Annotated in this window: 14 protein-coding genes; 10 read left to right on the plus strand and 4 right to left on the minus strand. The window is 42.5% G+C overall.

Annotated elements, in window-relative coordinates:
- The first annotated feature begins 179 nt into the window (after positions 1 to 179).
- Both GSF04_RS17650 and smrA read left to right on the plus strand, forming a co-directional pair.
- Positions 180 to 419 (plus strand): hypothetical protein, encoded by a 240-nt coding sequence (locus tag GSF04_RS17650; protein WP_010378899.1) that lies wholly within the window; start codon positions 180 to 182, stop codon positions 417 to 419.
- 77 nt (positions 420 to 496) lie between these two features.
- On the plus strand, positions 497 to 1078 hold the full coding sequence (smrA, locus tag GSF04_RS17655; protein WP_039496860.1) for a DNA endonuclease SmrA: 582 nt from the start codon (positions 497 to 499) through the stop codon (positions 1076 to 1078).
- Between the two features lie 27 nt (positions 1079 to 1105).
- Here the strand turns inward: smrA and GSF04_RS23465 are convergent, their stop codons facing one another.
- The gene (locus tag GSF04_RS23465; protein WP_010378895.1) at positions 1106 to 1240 is read right to left on the minus strand and encodes a hypothetical protein; all 135 of its coding nucleotides are present in this window, start codon (positions 1238 to 1240) and stop codon (positions 1106 to 1108) included.
- Positions 1241 to 1376: 136 nt separating this feature from the next.
- Positions 1377 to 2303 carry a glyoxylate/hydroxypyruvate reductase A gene (locus GSF04_RS17660; RefSeq protein ID WP_039496859.1) on the minus strand — a complete coding sequence of 309 codons (927 nt, stop codon included), beginning with the start codon at positions 2301 to 2303 and terminating at the stop codon, positions 1377 to 1379.
- Between the two features lie 116 nt (positions 2304 to 2419).
- Between GSF04_RS17660 and GSF04_RS17665 the strand changes: the two genes are divergently transcribed.
- The 7 genes from GSF04_RS17665 to GSF04_RS17695 all read left to right on the plus strand — a co-directional run bounded on the left by GSF04_RS17665 (position 2420) and on the right by GSF04_RS17695 (position 10290).
- Positions 2420 to 4141, plus strand: coding sequence for a lysophospholipid acyltransferase family protein (locus GSF04_RS17665; protein WP_211858114.1), 1722 nt, complete (start codon positions 2420 to 2422; stop codon positions 4139 to 4141).
- Between the two features lie 83 nt (positions 4142 to 4224).
- Entirely contained in the window at positions 4225 to 4707 is a 483-nt protein-coding gene (locus GSF04_RS17670) for a TlpA disulfide reductase family protein (RefSeq protein WP_045964327.1), read from the plus strand.
- Between the two features lie 109 nt (positions 4708 to 4816).
- Entirely contained in the window at positions 4817 to 6880 is a 2064-nt protein-coding gene (locus GSF04_RS17675; RefSeq protein WP_211858116.1) for a TonB-dependent receptor, read from the plus strand.
- Between the two features lie 60 nt (positions 6881 to 6940).
- On the plus strand, positions 6941 to 7219 hold the full coding sequence (locus GSF04_RS17680; RefSeq protein ID WP_039496854.1) for a peptidylprolyl isomerase: 279 nt from the start codon (positions 6941 to 6943) through the stop codon (positions 7217 to 7219).
- Between the two features lie 94 nt (positions 7220 to 7313).
- Positions 7314 to 7577, plus strand: coding sequence for a GrxA family glutaredoxin (locus GSF04_RS17685; protein ID WP_010378880.1), 264 nt, complete (start codon positions 7314 to 7316; stop codon positions 7575 to 7577).
- Between the two features lie 129 nt (positions 7578 to 7706).
- Complete coding sequence (locus GSF04_RS17690; RefSeq protein WP_211858117.1) at positions 7707 to 9521, plus strand: DEAD/DEAH box helicase; 1815 nt, start codon at positions 7707 to 7709, stop codon at positions 9519 to 9521.
- Positions 9522 to 9954: 433 nt separating this feature from the next.
- Complete coding sequence (locus GSF04_RS17695) at positions 9955 to 10290, plus strand: hypothetical protein (protein ID WP_211858118.1); 336 nt, start codon at positions 9955 to 9957, stop codon at positions 10288 to 10290.
- A gap of 14 nt (positions 10291 to 10304) precedes the next feature.
- On the opposite strand, the gene GSF04_RS17700 is transcribed toward GSF04_RS17695, so the two are convergent.
- Entirely contained in the window at positions 10305 to 11132 is an 828-nt protein-coding gene (locus GSF04_RS17700) for a M90 family metallopeptidase (protein WP_211858119.1), read from the minus strand.
- 303 nt (positions 11133 to 11435) lie between these two features.
- Between GSF04_RS17700 and GSF04_RS17705 the strand changes: the two genes are divergently transcribed.
- Complete coding sequence (locus GSF04_RS17705) at positions 11436 to 13772, plus strand: helicase-related protein (protein ID WP_211858120.1); 2337 nt, start codon at positions 11436 to 11438, stop codon at positions 13770 to 13772.
- Between the two features lie 367 nt (positions 13773 to 14139).
- On the opposite strand, the gene GSF04_RS17710 is transcribed toward GSF04_RS17705, so the two are convergent.
- The gene (locus tag GSF04_RS17710; RefSeq protein WP_211858121.1) at positions 14140 to 17022 is read right to left on the minus strand and encodes a TonB-dependent receptor; all 2883 of its coding nucleotides are present in this window, start codon (positions 17020 to 17022) and stop codon (positions 14140 to 14142) included.
- Positions 17023 to 17236: the final 214 nt, after the last annotated feature.

Consider the following 17236-nt stretch of genomic DNA (forward strand, 5'->3'; position numbering starts at 1 on the left):
ATAAAAAGTGCGTCTGGGTATTTGTAACGACTTATGCAAGCGCTGCTACATAAGTATTCAGCCACCATTAATCCATTAAAATTTCTAATGTGAAAATCATAAAATTTATCAGTTGAATGAAGCATAAATGATCACCATAATGGCGATCCTTTAAACGCATTTGGAGAACCAAACAGACAATGGCAAACGAGCTCGACTGGCTACTTAACTTAATATTACTTACTTTAGGTTTTGGTGCCTTTTTTATTAATCATAAAACGCTACTAAGAGTAGCTGCTGTGTGCGCATGTGGCGTACTTTTTATCTCGTTTAGCCTTGATCTGATGAACACCAGTGTAATTTCTAACCTTAGCTTGATTTTGATAAATACTTTTTATCTATTCAAAGTCTATACCTTTGGTCAGCTGGAAGTTCACTAGTTCGCAGCGACTAGTTCCCTATTTCACTTCGGTGCGCTAAAATCATGGCCATCATTGCTTGTTAATGGAGAAGCAGTATGGCCATGACTGATGAAGAGCTATTTTTAGCTTCAATGGGCGACGTCACTCCGCTCGCCCAAGACAAAAAAGCAGAATTACGCCGTCACAAAAACGAACCTACTATTTCGCAACTCGCAAAACGCGAGGCCGCCGAGCAAGAACTTGAGTTTGATCCTAATTACTTATCTACAGAGTACGTTGATCTATTAGATCCACACGATCTACTCGCCTATAAAAAAAGCGGCGTCCAAGATGGTGTATACAAAAATCTCAGATTAGGTAAATATCAAGTTGATGCTACCTTAGACTTACATGGCAAACCATTTCATGATGCCCGTAAAGCCTTATTTGACTTTGTTACAGATTGCCATGCAAAAAGCATCCGAGTGTTGTTATTAAGGCATGGTATCGGTTTAAACAGTAAACCCTTTCCCGCTGTACTGAAAAGCTATACAAATAAATGGCTGCAAGAAATGCCGCAAGTGTTGGCATTTCACTCTGCACTAAAATGCCATGGTGGTAGCGGCTCTACTTACGTACTACTAAGAAAGAGCGAAGAGAAAAAACATGAAAATAGAGAGCGTCACGCTAAACGTTAAAAAACAAAAAGCCGAGTAACACTCGGCTTATTTGCTATTTGCGGTGGGTGTCGTCCCCTGAAGTTCACTTGCACTAGCTTGATTAAACCAAGCCGATACACCTAACAAAATAACCGAAACCACAACAAGTGATAATTTCGCGCCACCTTGACTTTGCTTCATGGGTTAGACCTTTTTATTATTGTTTTTTTGTTAAATTAATGCATCATTCATAAACACTCAAGATGTTTTTTTATACAGTAGTTTACACTATTCTCTTTACACCTTGCTCTGTGGTTAATTACAACCATGTAATCAATTAGTAACCCTGCTTTTTCTGAACTAAATGAACAAGTGTTTTGCCCTCCTGCATGGCTAAATAGTTGTTAGCAATTTGCTCAGCAGCCGTATTTAAACTGGTTAATGCAGCAACATGGGGAGTAATACTAATGTTTGGCTGCTGCCAAAAGGCATGTGATGTAGGGAGCGGCTCAGTGTCAAATACGTCTAAAATAGCTCCGCCAAACGTCTCAGCCGCTAGCGCATTGAGTAAATCCGTCTCGTTAAGATGACCACCTCTTGCAACATTAATGAGTACGCAATGATCTGGCGCGAGTGCAAACAGCTTGGCGTTCAATATCCCCTTGGTATGTTCAGTCAATGGTAGCAGGCACACAAGATAATCAATACCTGAAAGAAAAGCAGCTAGCTCATCTTGCCCACTGAAGTGCTCAATATTGTCGAGTTGTTTTGCAGAGCCGGACCAACCTTTGATGTTAAATCCATTTACGTGTAGCTTATGCGCGACCGCAAGGCCAAGTTGCCCCATCCCCATAATACCAACCGTGCGACCTGCTCTTGCGCGCCTTGGCTTCCATATTTGCTGAGATTGGTTATCCCCGTACTCTCTAACTCTAAGCTTATGGCTTAATAGTTGGCCTAATACATATTCAGCCATATCATCCGCTAAATTTGGGTCAACTATACGCGCAACTTCTACATGTGGTGGTAATAGCTGCATCGGAATGCTATCAACACCGGCACCGTAGGAATGCACTACTTTTAAATTAGGAAGCTGTGACCATAACGTCTCTGGCGCATTCCATGCCAGCACAAACTCGACCTCCTTTAATAAGCTAACATCATCAACGGGCCATTCAAGCAAGGTTTGCTGCGGCAACAGTGCTGCTAACTTAGCAACTAACTTGTCATTATTACGACCAGTAACACAAATAAGTAAAGCCATATTGTTCCTTTATTCTCGCTACACGCTATCACTGCAAAATAAATGACATACCAATGCAACATGCTTGTCATTAATAGTTTTTACTCTTGCAAAAAAGCGCCAACAGGTGATGAAAAATGATCAGTGTAGATAAAGTCATTGAAGCAAATCTTCCACAACTTGAAAACTCCCCAAAGGTAAAAGGTTTAGTAAAAAAAGGGCTTGGTTATCTCTTGCATGAGCAAGAGTTTGTCGCGTTTGCTGACACCTACCCCCATTTGCAGGGGCTCGAGTTTGTTGAACAAGTGCTCGATGAGTTAGATTTTGACGCTCGCTTTAAACCAAAGCAAATAGAGCATATCCCAAGCGAAGGTCCGGTGGTGATCGTCGCAAACCACCCTATTGGCTCTTTAGATGCACTGGCACTAATCAAAGTGCTGGCGCAAGTACGGCCTGACTTAAAGGTTGTTGCTAACCGGATGTTGATGTCGGTTACGCCAATGCATCCACTATTACTGCCTGTTGATAACCTCTCAGGAACCAGTAAAAAGCAAGAGCTGGCAAACATTCACAAGCATTTAAAATCGGAAGGGGCGCTACTTATCTTCCCAGCTGGTGAAGTTTCTCGCTTAAGCCCAACCGGTATTAAAGACTGCAAATGGAACTCCGGTTTTTTAAGAATGGCTAAAAAAGCCAATTGCCCCATTCTACCCATTTTTATCAAAGCGAAAAACAGTCCGCTCTTTTACGGCACCAGTATGATTTATAAGCCTTTAGCCAGTTTATTATTGGTCAAAGAGATGTTTAAACAAAGGCAAAAATCGCTAGAATTTGAAATAGGCGCCAGCATTCCTCCAGAGTCTTATCTTATTGATAACCTAAAAGACAAAGAGATAGTAGCACTTATTCGCAAGCAACTTTATCGCCTTGCCAGTAAAAAGCCACTGCCACTCAAAACGCAAACCCCTATTGCAGTTCCAGAAAATCGCAAAGAACTTAAAAAGGCAGTGGAAGCGTGCGAGTGTATCGGTGAAACACCCGATGGCATGCAAATATACGTTTACCAATACACCGGCAGCTCAGTGATATTTAGAGAGCTTGGACGCCTTAGAGAAATTGCCTTTAGGGCCGTGGGAGAAGGGAGTGGTAACCGTCGTGATATCGATAAGTACGATATGCACTACCACCACTTATTGTTATGGGACACGAAACAACTTGAGCTGGTGGGTGCCTATCGCCTTGCAAGTGCCAAGCAAGTGATAGAAGAACACGGGCAAGCCGGGCTTTATACCGACAGCTTGTTTTCGTACAGTGAAGCCATGACCCCATACTTTGAAAAAGGCCTCGAACTTGGTCGCAGCTTTGTGCAGCCCAAGTACTGGGGTCGCAAGAGCCTAGATTACCTATGGTATGGGATCGGTGCATTCGTAAAGCGCTACCCAGAACACCGTTATATGTTTGGTGCAGTCAGCCTTTCAAACGCGTTACCGGATGAAGCAAAAGCCATGTTGGTGTATCACTACCAACATTACTTTTCAAACCTTGCAGGTATCGCCACGCCGAACAACGAAATGAAGCTAAGTAATGATCAGCTTAACCGTTATCAACACATGTTTAGTGGCAATGACATCAAAGAAGATTTCGCAGAGCTCAAACATATTCTTGCTAATATGGGTGCGCAAGTCCCTACATTATTTAAGCAATATACGGAGCTTTGCGAAGAGCAAGGCGTGAACTTTCTGAGCTTTAGTATAGATCCCGACTTTAATAACTGTATCGATGGTCTGGTACTCGTTGACTTAGCGAAATTAAAAGAGCAAAAAGCGAAACGCTACCTAGGCGACAACCCCTACGGTTAAGCTCAAATACATTGATCCGCTGCAATAAAGATCGCTACACTGCGGTCTTTATTGTTGCTTACTGTTATCACGGGATCATTTGTATGCTCAAGCTACTTGGCCAAGCTGTCATCATTGTGCTGGTGTTTTTCGCCGTCTCAGCCTATCAAGAAAGAAACATGCTTGCCGACTCGGGAGAGCAAACGGCGCCGCCATTTCACCTACCCATTTTACAATCCAAGCAAACTTATTCGTCTATTCAGCTTAAAGGTCAACAAAGTATCGTGTATTTTTTTGCGCCTTGGTGCGGCGTATGTCGAGTGAGCATGCCGAATATTGATAAACTACATCAGCAAGGCAAAGTCAAAGCAGTGGCGATTGCGTTGGATTATCGTTCCACTGAAGAAGTAACAAAATTTGTCAGCGATCTACAATTAGACATGCCCGTATTACTCGGCAATCAGACCACGGCACAAGCGTATAAAGTGCAGGCTTACCCTACATATTATGTACTTGATGAAGACTTCAAAATAACTGAGCGCTCTGTTGGTTACTCATCCGAGATAGGGATCAGAGCGAGATTGTAAGAAACCTCAGTAAACCGCTTACAGTTAATAACGACTCTCTGAAATTAATCAACAATTATTTCGTTTAGGCTAACGCACATCTTAACAAAGGATGAATAGGAAGCCGACCATGCGCCACGCCCCACACTTTACGCTCAGTAAAATTTCACTCCTCGTGCTCTGCACTACCCTTGCCAATCATGCATTAGCCGACGAGGAGAAAATTGAACACATCGAAGTTATCTATAAACGCAGCTCAGTTATTTCAGAAATTACCGAAGATGCACAAAAACTTGTAGACATGCCAGGAGCCATGGGCGACCCACTTAGGGCTGCTTTTGCTCTGCCTGGCGTTGTTGCCGCGGGTGGTTCTATGGGCGCACCTGCCGTGCGAGGTTCCTCTCCTGACGACAATATCTTTGAAGTGGACTTTATGCCCGCAGGATATATCTTTCACGATTTCGGCAGCTCTATTTTCAACCGCAATACAATTCAAGATTTTCAGCTGAATTCTGCTGGATTTGGTACCAGTTACGGCAATGCCACTGGTGCCGTGTTTGACGTCACGCTGCGTAATCCAAAATACCAAGATATTGCCACCACGCTAGATTTAACCATGTTTAACGCGGGTATTTTTGTTGAAGGTAAAGCAACTGAAAATTCTGCATTCTATGTGTCAGCAAGAAAAAGCACCCTACCGCTGTTTTTCAGTGATGGCGAGGAGCTTGAGGACGATGATGGCAAGCCAACAGGGATCACCATTAACGATCCACCGGATGATCACGACTATCAAGCCAAGTGGCTTTGGGATATCAATGCAAATAATACCTTAACGGTAAATATCAATGGCGCGGAGGATTCGGTTGCAGCTGGGTTTTCAGGCGCGTCAGACCTTGCCCTTAAAACCCCAGAATATCAGGGCGATGCTCGCTATATTCGTAAATTTAATAGTCAGAACATATTGTGGGATCACTACGCCAAAGACTTACATATTCGCGCTGGCGTCGGTTATCTCAATCACCAAGCCACTATGCGCTATGGTCAACGCGCGACTTTATCTGATGGCTACTTTGAAAATTTTGAAGAAGAACAACTCAGTTATAAAGTACGAGCCAGTTATAAGCTAAATAAAGAGCAACGTGTCATTGCAGATGCCGGCTACTACGACAAAAAATCTACCTACCGCTACGACGCTTTTAATTATGTTTGCACCGAGTTTGACCCTGACTGTGACCTAAATAAAGGTGAGAGGATTAAGGGCACATCGAGTGCAGGAACAGATTCTGCCTTTATTGGGGTTAATCACGTTTGGCAATTTTCACCAAACTGGCAAAGTGAACTAGGGATAGTGGGTGAATATTATGATTACAGTGATGAAACGATTGTCCATCCACGCCTTGCGCTCAATTACTTCTATAGCGATGACACAGTGATCTCAGCCAAGGCAGGCACTTACAGCCGCATTCAAGACCTTGAATACATTTTACCTGTTGTTGGTAACCCGGAACTTGAAGCACAGCGTTCAACTCACTATACCTTAGGCTTTAAACAGGAGTTAGCAAATGAGTGGTCATATTCCGTCGAGACCTATTATAAAACCATGGATGATCTGCCAAAAAGCGCCCCCTTATCTCAAGTAAACTATATTAATGGGACTTCCGGTACAGCCTACGGTGTTGATTTTATTGTTAACAAAAACAAAACCGATGACTGGTATGGTTGGATTGCTGTAAGCCTTGCAAAAAGTGAGCGTGAGGATGAGCTAACTGGCATTAAGCGTGACTATTATGCCGATACTCCTTTTATTCTGAATGCCGTGTTCCACTATGACTTTGGTGAAAAGTGGTCTGGAGGCTTTAACTTTACCGCTCGCAGCGGTCAAGCCTATACCCCAATTGTGGGTGTAAAAGAGAATCCTGAATTTGCGAACCGCTACTTGCCTGTGTATGGCGACCCATTCTCAGAGCGTTTTGACACTTATCACCGCCTAGATATTCGTTTTGAACGCAAAACAGAATTATTTGGTCTCGATGGCAAGCTAATTTTGGAGCTAATGAATGCATATGGCCAAGACAATACTGCCTATGTTGACCTTGACTACGATAGGGTCAAATCAATCAATGATTTATATATAGAAGAGGAAAGCGATGACTTTGAAATGCGTCCTTCTATTGGCTTCAGCGTAACATTTTAACTTGCCATAGGCGCGCAAGCTCTGCATGATCGCATTTATTTTTATAATGAGAGTCCCTTCATGCCTAAAGCGTGCGCCTATCATATTTTAGTAAAAACCGAAAAAGAGTGTTTAGACATCAAAGCCAAACTAGCCAAAGGTGCTGACTTTGGCAAATTGGCTAAACAATATTCCCTTTGTCCTTCAAAAAAGCGCGGTGGCGACCTTGGTGAGTTCAATAAAGGGGATATGGTGAAGGCCTTTGACGATGTGGTATTCAAAAAGCCGTTATTTGAAGTGCACGGCCCTGTGAAAACTAAGTTCGGCTTCCACTTGATCAAAACCGTCTATCGGAGTTAATCGCTTTTTTGGATTAATCTCATCATTTTAATTCAATTTACCTTCATGATTAATCCTCTATACTGAAGCTAACCGTTTAGAGGAGAAAAAGAATATGTTTACTGTTATTTTTGGTCGTGAAGGTTGCCCGTTTTGTGTTCGTGCAAAAGAAGTGGCTGAGCGTTTAACGCAAGAGCGCGATGACTTCAATTTTCGCTATGTTGACATTATCAAGGAAGGCGTAAGCAAAGCCGATCTTGAAAAGTCAGCGGGTAAACCTTGCCCTACCGTACCACAGATTTTTATCGACCAAGATCACATTGGCGGCTTTACTGAATTTGAAGCCTATGCAAAAGCAAATTTAGGCCTTTACCAGTAAATTAGCAAAATCACATAGATTAAATTTTAACCAATATCAGACACATATAAAATAGTGTGATTTTATGCAAGCTTTTATTTTATCTTTCCTGTACAATGCGCGCCTCTTTAAAATAGTTGAGGCGCATTAATGTCAGAACCAGTTACGTTTGAATCTTTAGACCTTTCTCCTGCAATCTTAAAAGCAGTCGAAGAGCTGGGATATAAAACACCTTCTGAGATCCAAGCTCAATGTATACCGTTATTGCTAGAAAGAAAAGACGTACTGGGACTAGCGCAGACGGGTACAGGTAAAACGGCAGCATTTGCACTGCCATTGTTAAACCAAGTAGACGCATCCGTTAAACAACCGCAAATTCTTGTGCTTACGCCAACGCGTGAGCTAGCTATTCAAGTTGCTGAAGCATTTCAGCAATATGCTAAATTTACTAAAGGCGTTGAAGTACTAGCGCTTTATGGTGGTCAAAGCTACGGCATTCAGCTAAGTGCTCTACGCCGTGGTGCCCAAATTATTGTGGCAACACCAGGTCGTTTGATTGACCACATCAATCGCAAGACGATTGACCTTTCTGGTCTAAACGCACTTGTACTTGATGAAGCAGATGAAATGCTACGCATGGGCTTTATCGATGATGTTGAAAGCATCATGGAGAAAACACCGGAAGAGAAGCAAACTTGTTTGTTCTCTGCGACTATGCCAAAGCAGATCCAATCAATCTGTAATAAATATTTAGATAACGCTGAACAAGTTAAGATCACTCCGCGTAACTCTACAGTATCTACGATCGAGCAAGTTTACTGGCGTGCAACTGCACACAAAAACAAAGCGATCGTACGTTTCTTAGAAGCGGAAGATTACGACGGTGCTATCGTGTTCGTACGTACACGTAATGACACTGTTCAGCTTGCAGAGCTACTAGAGCGTGAAGGCTTCTCAGCTGCGCCGCTCAACGGCGACATGAACCAACAGGCACGTGAGCGCACAGTAGACCGTCTAAAGAGCGGTTTACTAGATATCGTTATCGCAACTGACGTTGCGGCACGTGGTCTTGACGTAGAGCGTCTAAGCCTTGTTGTTAACTACGATATCCCACAAGACTGTGAAGCTTATGTTCACCGTATCGGTCGTACAGGCCGTGCTGGTCGTCAAGGTAAAGCAATCTTGTTCGTTAAGAACAACGAGCGTTATTTACTTAAGAACATCATGCGCCATACGCGCTCTGATATTGCACAGGTTGAATTACCAAGTGCGAAAGTCGTTGAAGAAAAGCGTATTGGTGCATTAGAGACCAAGATCTCTACAGCGCTTGAGCACAAAGACATTGAGTTCTTCTCAAAAGTGGCATCAGGCCTTGCACAAAAGCTAGAGCTGAGCCAAGAAGACTTAGCAGCAGCGCTATTGTGTCTTGCACAGCAGCAAACGCCGCTGAAAGTTGAAGATATTCAAATTCAACAGCGTGAGCGTAGAGAACGTGACGACCGTCGTGGCGAGCGTCGCGAAAGAGATGGTAGCCGTGGCGAGCGTGGTGAACGCAAATCTCGTAGCCGTGACCGTGCATCAGGTCCAATGGATACTTACCGTATCGAAGTGGGTCGTGACCATGGTGTTCAAGTTAAGAACATCGTTGGTGCTATCGCAAACGAAGCGGATATCTCAAGCAAGTTCATCGGTGAAATCCGTCTGTTCAATGAACACAGCACGGTTCAATTGCCGCAGAATATGCCAAGTGATGTACTTAGCCACTTCAAGAGTGTTCACATCTGTCAACGCCCTATGAACATGACTAAGAGCACTCACCCAGCTGACCAAGGTCAGGGCAGAGGCGAAGAGCAAAGAGACCGTAAGCGTAGCTTTAAAGACCCACGTAGTGGCGGTGGCGATAAACGCCGTCCTGAAGGTCAAAGAAGAGAAAAACGCGAAAGAAAAGAAATTAGCTTTTCTTAAGTAGGTCAACTCTTCAATTGTCAAAATTCATTTGAATGACAAGCCTTAAATTAAACGCTCGGATCCCATATCCGGGCGTTTTTGTAGGTATATCAATTCTTAATGGTAATAAGAAAAAGTAATTTTTCCGAAGCCACCGCTTTATTGTTGTCGTATTTTCTTCCCTTTATACAGCACCAAAGGTACTGACTTCCTAATTAACTTGAGGTTGATAAGGAATGAGATAATTCATCGTTTTAATCCCAATCGAAATGTTTCCCTCGCCTAGACAGCAAGTTTTATAGATAAAAGCGAATATCAATTTTGTCTTGCCAATGCAACAAACTGTGACATTATAAAAGCCAATACACTGGATTTAGCTAAAAACTCGAAAGTATAGTGTGGAAATGAGCTACACCCGAGCATTTAGTAGCTAAGCGCAAAAGGAGATGATATGTACAAACTATCTTATATATTGGTTTTATTAATCGCGCTAATATTAACTACTACGTTTATTTGCTTTAATTACTTACAATCTATTGAAATAGCCAAAGCAGAACAAAGAGCTTATTTTACCAAGTTAATCGGTGAATCGAGCAAAAATGATCAACTGCTACAAGCGGCAATCTCTGGCTTGCATGTTGATAAATGTGGCTTCCTCACAGACAGCAAATCTTGGTGGTTCAAATACACTCTTGCAGAGGAAATGAACCACACTATTGTTGAATATGAAAAACTGGTAGAGCAATATCGCCCACGCCTAGATCTCAGTACTTTAACTTGTTCTTAACTGTGGATGGGTGTTTAGCGCACCCACTCTTCAGGATTAAACTGATAGTAATCTTTCAACAAATTGTATAGCTCTGGATTTTCCTGTCTGAGCTCATAGGGCTTTTCAATAAAGGTTTCTGTTACCACAGCAAAAAACTCCGCTTCGTTTGTCGCACCATATGAATGAATAGCATGGGGCATATTGTAGGACAGCTGCATTTTTAAATGCTGGTAAGCCTTTGATAGCACCTTACCCCAGTCTTGGTAACTCATTCCTACAGGTAACGCAGGCGTCCCATTCGTCGCACCAGTTTGTTGGTCAAGTTGATGGGCGAATTCATGAAACACCAAATTGTGACCATCCTCAGGCAATCGATTTCCCTCAAGTACATCGTGCCAACTCAGTACTAAAGTACCTCCAGGCCAAGACTCTCCTTGACGAACTGTTTGGTGAAAACTAACCAAACCGGCACCATCTCTAGCAGTTTGTGGCGCGTAATAGCTACTGGGATAGAGTAATATTTCTTTGACGTTGGGATAGAGTGGCCAAGCTTGCTTAAGAACCAGTAAACAGGCATCTGCGGCAATAATTAAAGTCATCGGTCGTGACACCGTTAACCCATCTCTACCCAGTACCCGCTTCTCGCCAAGAAACCAGACAATATGTTTTTCCAACTGTGCGCGATCAGCATCTGTCATCTTACGATAGATAGGCATGTATTTTAGCAATACTTGCTTATCTGACGCACTCAGCGTTTGATCTTGGTATTTCCTTTGCCACTTCAGTCTTTGAATTTTTTCCCAGTTCCAATACAGAGAAACAAATAGAATAAGGCCGATAATAAGCACTATTTCTATCATGGCTTTTGGCCTTTATAAAATAACCTAAACTAGGAATAATAACTTGTTCTCTAGCAGTTGTTATTCCTTACTACTGCGTTAAATTTGTTTGCAATAGGCTAGCTATTGACGCTCAAATTTGCCTTGTATTAAGAAAGAACATCTGGCTAGAGTTGAATAATGTTAGAAGTCGTATTTTATATCAGTTCCCTAACTTCTTATTCCGAGTTCAGGTTGAATAATCCATCAAATATTAATTGGTACTGACTCCGACTTTTTCAAGCAAACTTTGTTACTATGGCGAAAAAATGCAAATGAACTGCTATGTCTTTACCCATTGAATCTTTACAGCCTCAGTTTACTCAAACACTAAGCGAACAAAATGCGATTGTTGTATGTGCCACAACAGGTTCTGGCAAATCAACCCAACTTCCGCTTTGGGCCTCACAACATGGCAGAGTATTAGTCATAGAGCCTCGGCGTATTGCTTGTACCTCTTTAGCTGAATATGTCGCGGCTCAAAGTGGCTCACCGCTTGGTGATAAGGTGGGCTTTGCTATTCGGTTTGAGGGGAAGTTTTCACTAGACACTCAGGTAGTTTATGCAACGCCTGGTGTAGCATTAAGGTGGTTTTTTGAGAGCAAACTTGCAGAATTCAGCGTCGTAATGTTGGATGAGTTTCATGAAAGACGCTGGGACATGGACTTATTATTAGCGCTCTTAAAGCAAGCTCAATCACACAAACTCATTGTTACCTCAGCAACGTTAAACAGCCAAAAATTAGCCTCTTATTTAGACGCCCCTATCTTAGAGTCAGAAGGATTCATTTACCCCGTTGAAGAGTATTTTCACGCGCCCGATCCAAGAACTATGCCCCAAAAAGAGCAACTCGATACTCGAGTTTTTGCAGCTTGCCAATACGCATTGGAACATTGCCAGGGCGATATTTTGGTCTTTTTACCTGGCAAGGCCGAGATCCAAGCAAGCTTAGCTAAAGTGAAAGCGCTGCCAGCGACTACCGTTGGTTTATATAGTGGCTGCAGCCCAGAAGCTCAGCGCATTGCATTAACCGCACAAAGTACACGTCGAATTATTCTCGCAACCAATGTTGCCGAAACCTCGCTCACTATTCCCAATGTCACTTGCGTGATTGACTCAGGGCTTGAGCGTCGTACTCATTTACGCCTTGGAAAAACCGTATTAGGCTTAGATGCGATTGCAAGAGATTCAGCAAAGCAACGTCTAGGACGCGCAGGACGTACGCAACCGGGACTATGTATGCGATTATATGGCCAATATGCGCCTTTGATAGACAGCACCCCGCCTGAGATCCAAAGAGAGTCATTGGCAGAGCTTGTACTTGCGGCGGGCTGCGCAACAACAGGTGTCTCGTCTATTGACTTTATCGACCCACTTCCTGAAAGCTCACTAAATAAAGCTAAACAACAGCTAATTACATTAGAAGCCATTGATGAACAAAATATCGCAACTCCGCTTGGCAAGCTGCTTTACCCACTACCCGTCGATTTTGAGTTTGGTTATGTGATCCATAAATTGACCTCAAATACCTTACGCCAAGCGGCTATTGACCTTATTTCGCTTCTATCCGTACCAGCCCGAGTTTACCAGCTACCTAATGATGTAGAGCGCTTAACAAGATTAAATAGCCGATTTACTCGAGGCTCAGATATAGAAATCGCTATCGCTGTGGTGAGAGGACAAACTGAAGAATTAATTGATATTACGCCTGAGGCGCTCACAGAAGCACAGCAATTTAGCACGCAATTGCGTGAAGCATTTGCACTACCGCCTTTGGATAAGGCAGCCAGTTTTGACCATGACAAACTTGTCATTGAGTTAGCTAAGCTAATGCCACATTGGGTTTATATTAATAAGCAAAACCGTCGTAATGGTTTTAATAATGGCTTCGCTGAAGTCATGCCTTCAAACCATACTCGCGTACCGGAACAGGCAGAAGCACTACTGGTATTAAATACTTTTTCACTCGCAGGAAAAGGTACCAAGCAAGCTAAGACACTCGCGATGTGTAATGCGCTACTAACGAAAAAGCAATTACTTGAAATGGGCCTTGGCAGTCAAACACTGCGCTCAGCTTATATTGATAATGATGAGCTTTGGGGTGAGTTTATTACACATTACGGTGACGAGGTTTTAGGCCAACAAGCTAAGTGCCTTGATAACCCCAGAGACATTGTTTCTGCCTTAGTATTTCTTATCCAAAATAATACGCTGTTTTCAGGTTTGGCCAAGCAGATAGAAGCCAATATTGAGCAGACTGCATTGTTCTACCAATTTCATGAACGCGATGAACTTATGCCCACACTCAACTCATTTTTAAGTGACAAGCTAACGGCACTTGGTATAGAAAGCTATGACGATATAGAACTAATCAGCGAACAAGATTTGTTATTCAATGAAGTTGAAGTGTGGGAATTAACACCATTTGTTGAAAAGTTTCCGCTAACATGGTCGATTCCAGCGCTGACAATGGCAGTAAGTTATAATTTTAAAGGAAAAAGAATCGAACTTACTTATATCAACGGTACAAGGAAAGACGCACCAAAAAGGTGGGAACTGCCAGCCTGGAGTGGCTTCAAAATACGCTATCGTAAAGCCAGTAAGGTCGTCGATGTAAGTTAGCAGACATGACTTTTGGATAACGAATAACTTATATAACCTGAGGTTTGGATAAGAAATGTTCCAACTCATTGTTGCTAAAGCACAACTTAGTTTTCTCCTTGTCTAGCCAGAGAGTTTTAGGGAAAACAAGGCGAATTTACGCACCAATAGCTGGCTATTGGAAGTGAATTCAACGCAGTTAGCGCTAAAACTGGCTGCTAGAAAGGCATTAATTATCCGCAGCTCAGGTTATATAGTTAAGCACAGGTAGATCTTTATCCAATAGCCCATTAAACCAACTCAATTATTTAAATTATCTATTTTTGGACTGGAAAGTTTTCAAAAACAAAAAAGCCGCTCAATGAGCGGCTTTTTATCACTATAAAAATTATAGCTTGATGTTCACACCAACAGTAGCGCGACGACCGATTGGATCGTACCAGCTAGTGTCTTCAAACGCTAGAGGATGTCTAGGTGGTGTTCTGTCGAACATATTTTGAATACCGAAACGTAGATCTACGTTTTCAAGTACTCGATAGTTCATTGATAAGTCGAACGTTGTATAAGAAGGAATATCGTTATAGTTATGTTGCTCGATGTTCCAACCATTGCGCTCGTCTACAGTACTATGACGGTAGTTTGCAACTAATACAGCTCTGAAATCTCCGTACTCATAGCTAGTATTCAAGCGACCACGCCATCTCATGTGATCTTGCTCACCCGTTTTAACTAACAGGTCAATAGGGTTACCTGTTTGGTTAATTTCGTAGTTTTCAACATAAGTCGCTGTCAGCTTGACACCGAACTCACCAATACTAGTTTCGAAGTCGTATACAGACTCGATATCAACACCGCTCTTCTTCTCTTCAGCTGCGTTCAGAGAAGTTTGGAAGAAGCTAGTAACTTCGTTGTTTGCACCACGAGTAATAAAGCCACAGAATGGGTTGTCTAGACTATCAGCACGGTAGCAGTTTCTTTGTAACTCGCCATAGTCATAGTTCTCGATTGCATTTTCAATCTCAAAGCTCCAGTAATCTACAGTGATATCAAAGCCTTCAATAGAAGTTGGTGTATACACAAAACCAAACACAACATCGCTTGAAACTTCGTTGTCTAGCTGGTTGTTACCGCCAAGCTTACCTTCAATACTACCGCTATCTAACCACTGCTGAGACGGCATCCATCCATCTGGAATACCTGCCGCCGCACAGTTTTTGACTACATTATCACGATACTTGTCATCTGTATTCGCAATTTCGTCCGCAGCACATTGATCAAAGCGCCCATATGACCAGTACTGGGTTCCAGCAGCTGAATACAGCTCATTAACGTTTGGCGCACGTACCGACTCTGCTTTAGTTGCACGGAAACGAATGTCATCATTAAGCTGATAAGTCAGACCTACTTTATACGCAGAATCACCACCTGTAGATGAATAATCCATGTAACGATACGCAAGCTCAAGGTTTAATTCTTGTGCCCATTCATGATCGGCAATTAGCGGAATAATAACTTCTGTTGCGTATTCTTTCACATTTACTGCGCCAGAATATGCTAAACCAGAGTTACCAAACACTAGACCTTTACGGATACCGGTTCCCGGCGTTTCGTATGCTGAATCTCTACGCCACTCGAAACTGAATGCAGTACCAATTGGACCTGCTGGTAGTTCATAAACATCACCTGTTATTGTGGCTCCAAAGCTTGTTTGGGTAGCACCATGTTCCGCAGTCGCTACTGTAGAGATGTAATCAATAGTCTCTTGTGAGTGACCTGGCGCACCTAATACATTGATTGGTGAACAACCAAAAATCGACCCAACAACATTACCGTCATCATCACGTTGCGCACAAACAATTTCACCATTGCGTACAACTGCGTCAAGCGCGTTTTGGAAGTTATCGATTAACACTTCGCCTTGCCAAGACGTATCTTGTTGTAAGCGGCTGTGCTGGAAGTATGTAGAGTACGACCAATTATCATCAATGTAGCCATCAAGTCCAATTGACGTTCGGAAAGTAGTACGATCTTGATTGTATTTTCTTGAACCGAAGTCATCACCTAAACGGCGTAAAGAAATTGATTCTGCATTATTTTCTTCCATCAGCTGACGTAGATCGTCTTTGATGAAAGCGTTATCTTTGCGAATAACAATATCGCCTGTACGCCAAAATACAGGTGAGCCCTGGCCGAAAGCTTCGCTGATAGAATAGATAGTATCGAAGGTCAACTTGTGATTTTCGTTTATCTCGTAGTTACCAGCAAGGTTAAATGTATGACGCGTTAAAGGCGTACGGAAGAACTCATCAAGACCTTCTTCGATACCATCTTTATATTCACCAGGATAATAGCGATAAGTGCCAGCTGTCGGGTCGCTTGGTAAATAACCGCTACCAATATCGAACTCTCGTAGATTTTTATTTTCATCGAATGTCCAGCGCTTGCCGCCTAAAACAAACTCACTCGACTCATCATAAAGACCGTAATGCTTTCTGCCTTCATATTTAATTTCGGCAGGAACGCCGTCTTCACCGCTTCTGTTATCCGGGTTAGGTACAAAAGAGACTGGATTATCATACCACCATGATTTATCTTTTTTAGCCATTTGCTTTTGATCAGCAAAGTCATAGTTAAAGATGAACCCGCCGCCATCAAACTCTTTACCAAAAACAAGAGAGCCAAACGTTTGTTCGCCTCCACCTTCAAATGGACGAGTCGTTGCAGCATCAATTTCAATGCCATCGAATGATTTACGCGTGATAATATTCACTACACCAGCTACGGCATCAGCACCGTAAACCGCAGATGCACCACCAGTTGAAATTTCAATACGCTCGATCATTGAAGTCGCTATGTTGTTCAAATCTACAGTGTTATCACCTGCAGAACCACCGATAAAGCGACGACCGTTCACTAAAACAAGAGTACGGCTAGAACCTAAACCACGCAGGTCGGTTGTATTTAGACCGTTGGCATAGATATAGTTATTAGAGTTTTCAGGACTTAGACCAACTTCTGCAGCTGGCATTTCAGATAGGAAATCATTGACGTTGCTGACACCTGCATTTTCAAGCTCAACACGACCAATAACAACGACAGGCGTCGGCGCAGTAGCAGCGATACGCTTAATTTTTGAACCTGTAATTTGAATACGTTCCACTTCTTCAGTGTTTTCTTCAGCTGAAACAGCAGTACTCGCTAACACAGCAGACGATGCTGCACCGAAGGCAATAGCTAAACGAACAGCTTTACTTATTTTATTATTCAACATGATTGATGATCCCTGATTTTTATTTTAATGAACAAAAACTCAATAAAAACAACAGATTAAAAGAATTTAAATCTAGTACCTAAAATCGCTTGAGTTATCGTGTCGAGAGCTATACTACTTTTAGTACCAACATAGGGTCAACAATCATTTCATAAAACAAACCAAAAAACGCTTTATTTTAACATGAAAATAGTTTTTTTCTTTTGTTTTTCAT

It is taken from the genome of Pseudoalteromonas sp. A22 (assembly GCF_018141345.1).
In the GTDB taxonomy this organism is placed as follows: domain Bacteria; phylum Pseudomonadota; class Gammaproteobacteria; order Enterobacterales; family Alteromonadaceae; genus Pseudoalteromonas; species Pseudoalteromonas maricaloris.

Coding starts and splice junctions, on each gene's coding strand:
- GSF04_RS17650 (WP_010378899.1), top strand. CDS start 180: ATGGCAAACGAGCTCGACTGGCTACTTAACTTAATATTACTTACTTTA.
- smrA (WP_039496860.1), top strand. CDS start 497: ATGGCCATGACTGATGAAGAGCTATTTTTAGCTTCAATGGGCGACGTC.
- GSF04_RS23465 (WP_010378895.1), bottom strand. CDS start 1,240: ATGAAGCAAAGTCAAGGTGGCGCGAAATTATCACTTGTTGTGGTTTCG.
- GSF04_RS17660 (WP_039496859.1), bottom strand. CDS start 2,303: ATGGCTTTACTTATTTGTGTTACTGGTCGTAATAATGACAAGTTAGTT.
- GSF04_RS17665 (WP_211858114.1), top strand. CDS start 2,420: ATGATCAGTGTAGATAAAGTCATTGAAGCAAATCTTCCACAACTTGAA.
- GSF04_RS17670 (WP_045964327.1), top strand. CDS start 4,225: ATGCTCAAGCTACTTGGCCAAGCTGTCATCATTGTGCTGGTGTTTTTC.
- GSF04_RS17675 (WP_211858116.1), top strand. CDS start 4,817: ATGCGCCACGCCCCACACTTTACGCTCAGTAAAATTTCACTCCTCGTG.
- GSF04_RS17680 (WP_039496854.1), top strand. CDS start 6,941: ATGCCTAAAGCGTGCGCCTATCATATTTTAGTAAAAACCGAAAAAGAG.
- GSF04_RS17685 (WP_010378880.1), top strand. CDS start 7,314: ATGTTTACTGTTATTTTTGGTCGTGAAGGTTGCCCGTTTTGTGTTCGT.
- GSF04_RS17690 (WP_211858117.1), top strand. CDS start 7,707: ATGTCAGAACCAGTTACGTTTGAATCTTTAGACCTTTCTCCTGCAATC.
- GSF04_RS17695 (WP_211858118.1), top strand. CDS start 9,955: ATGTACAAACTATCTTATATATTGGTTTTATTAATCGCGCTAATATTA.
- GSF04_RS17700 (WP_211858119.1), bottom strand. CDS start 11,132: ATGATAGAAATAGTGCTTATTATCGGCCTTATTCTATTTGTTTCTCTG.
- GSF04_RS17705 (WP_211858120.1), top strand. CDS start 11,436: ATGTCTTTACCCATTGAATCTTTACAGCCTCAGTTTACTCAAACACTA.
- GSF04_RS17710 (WP_211858121.1), bottom strand. CDS start 17,022: ATGTTGAATAATAAAATAAGTAAAGCTGTTCGTTTAGCTATTGCCTTC.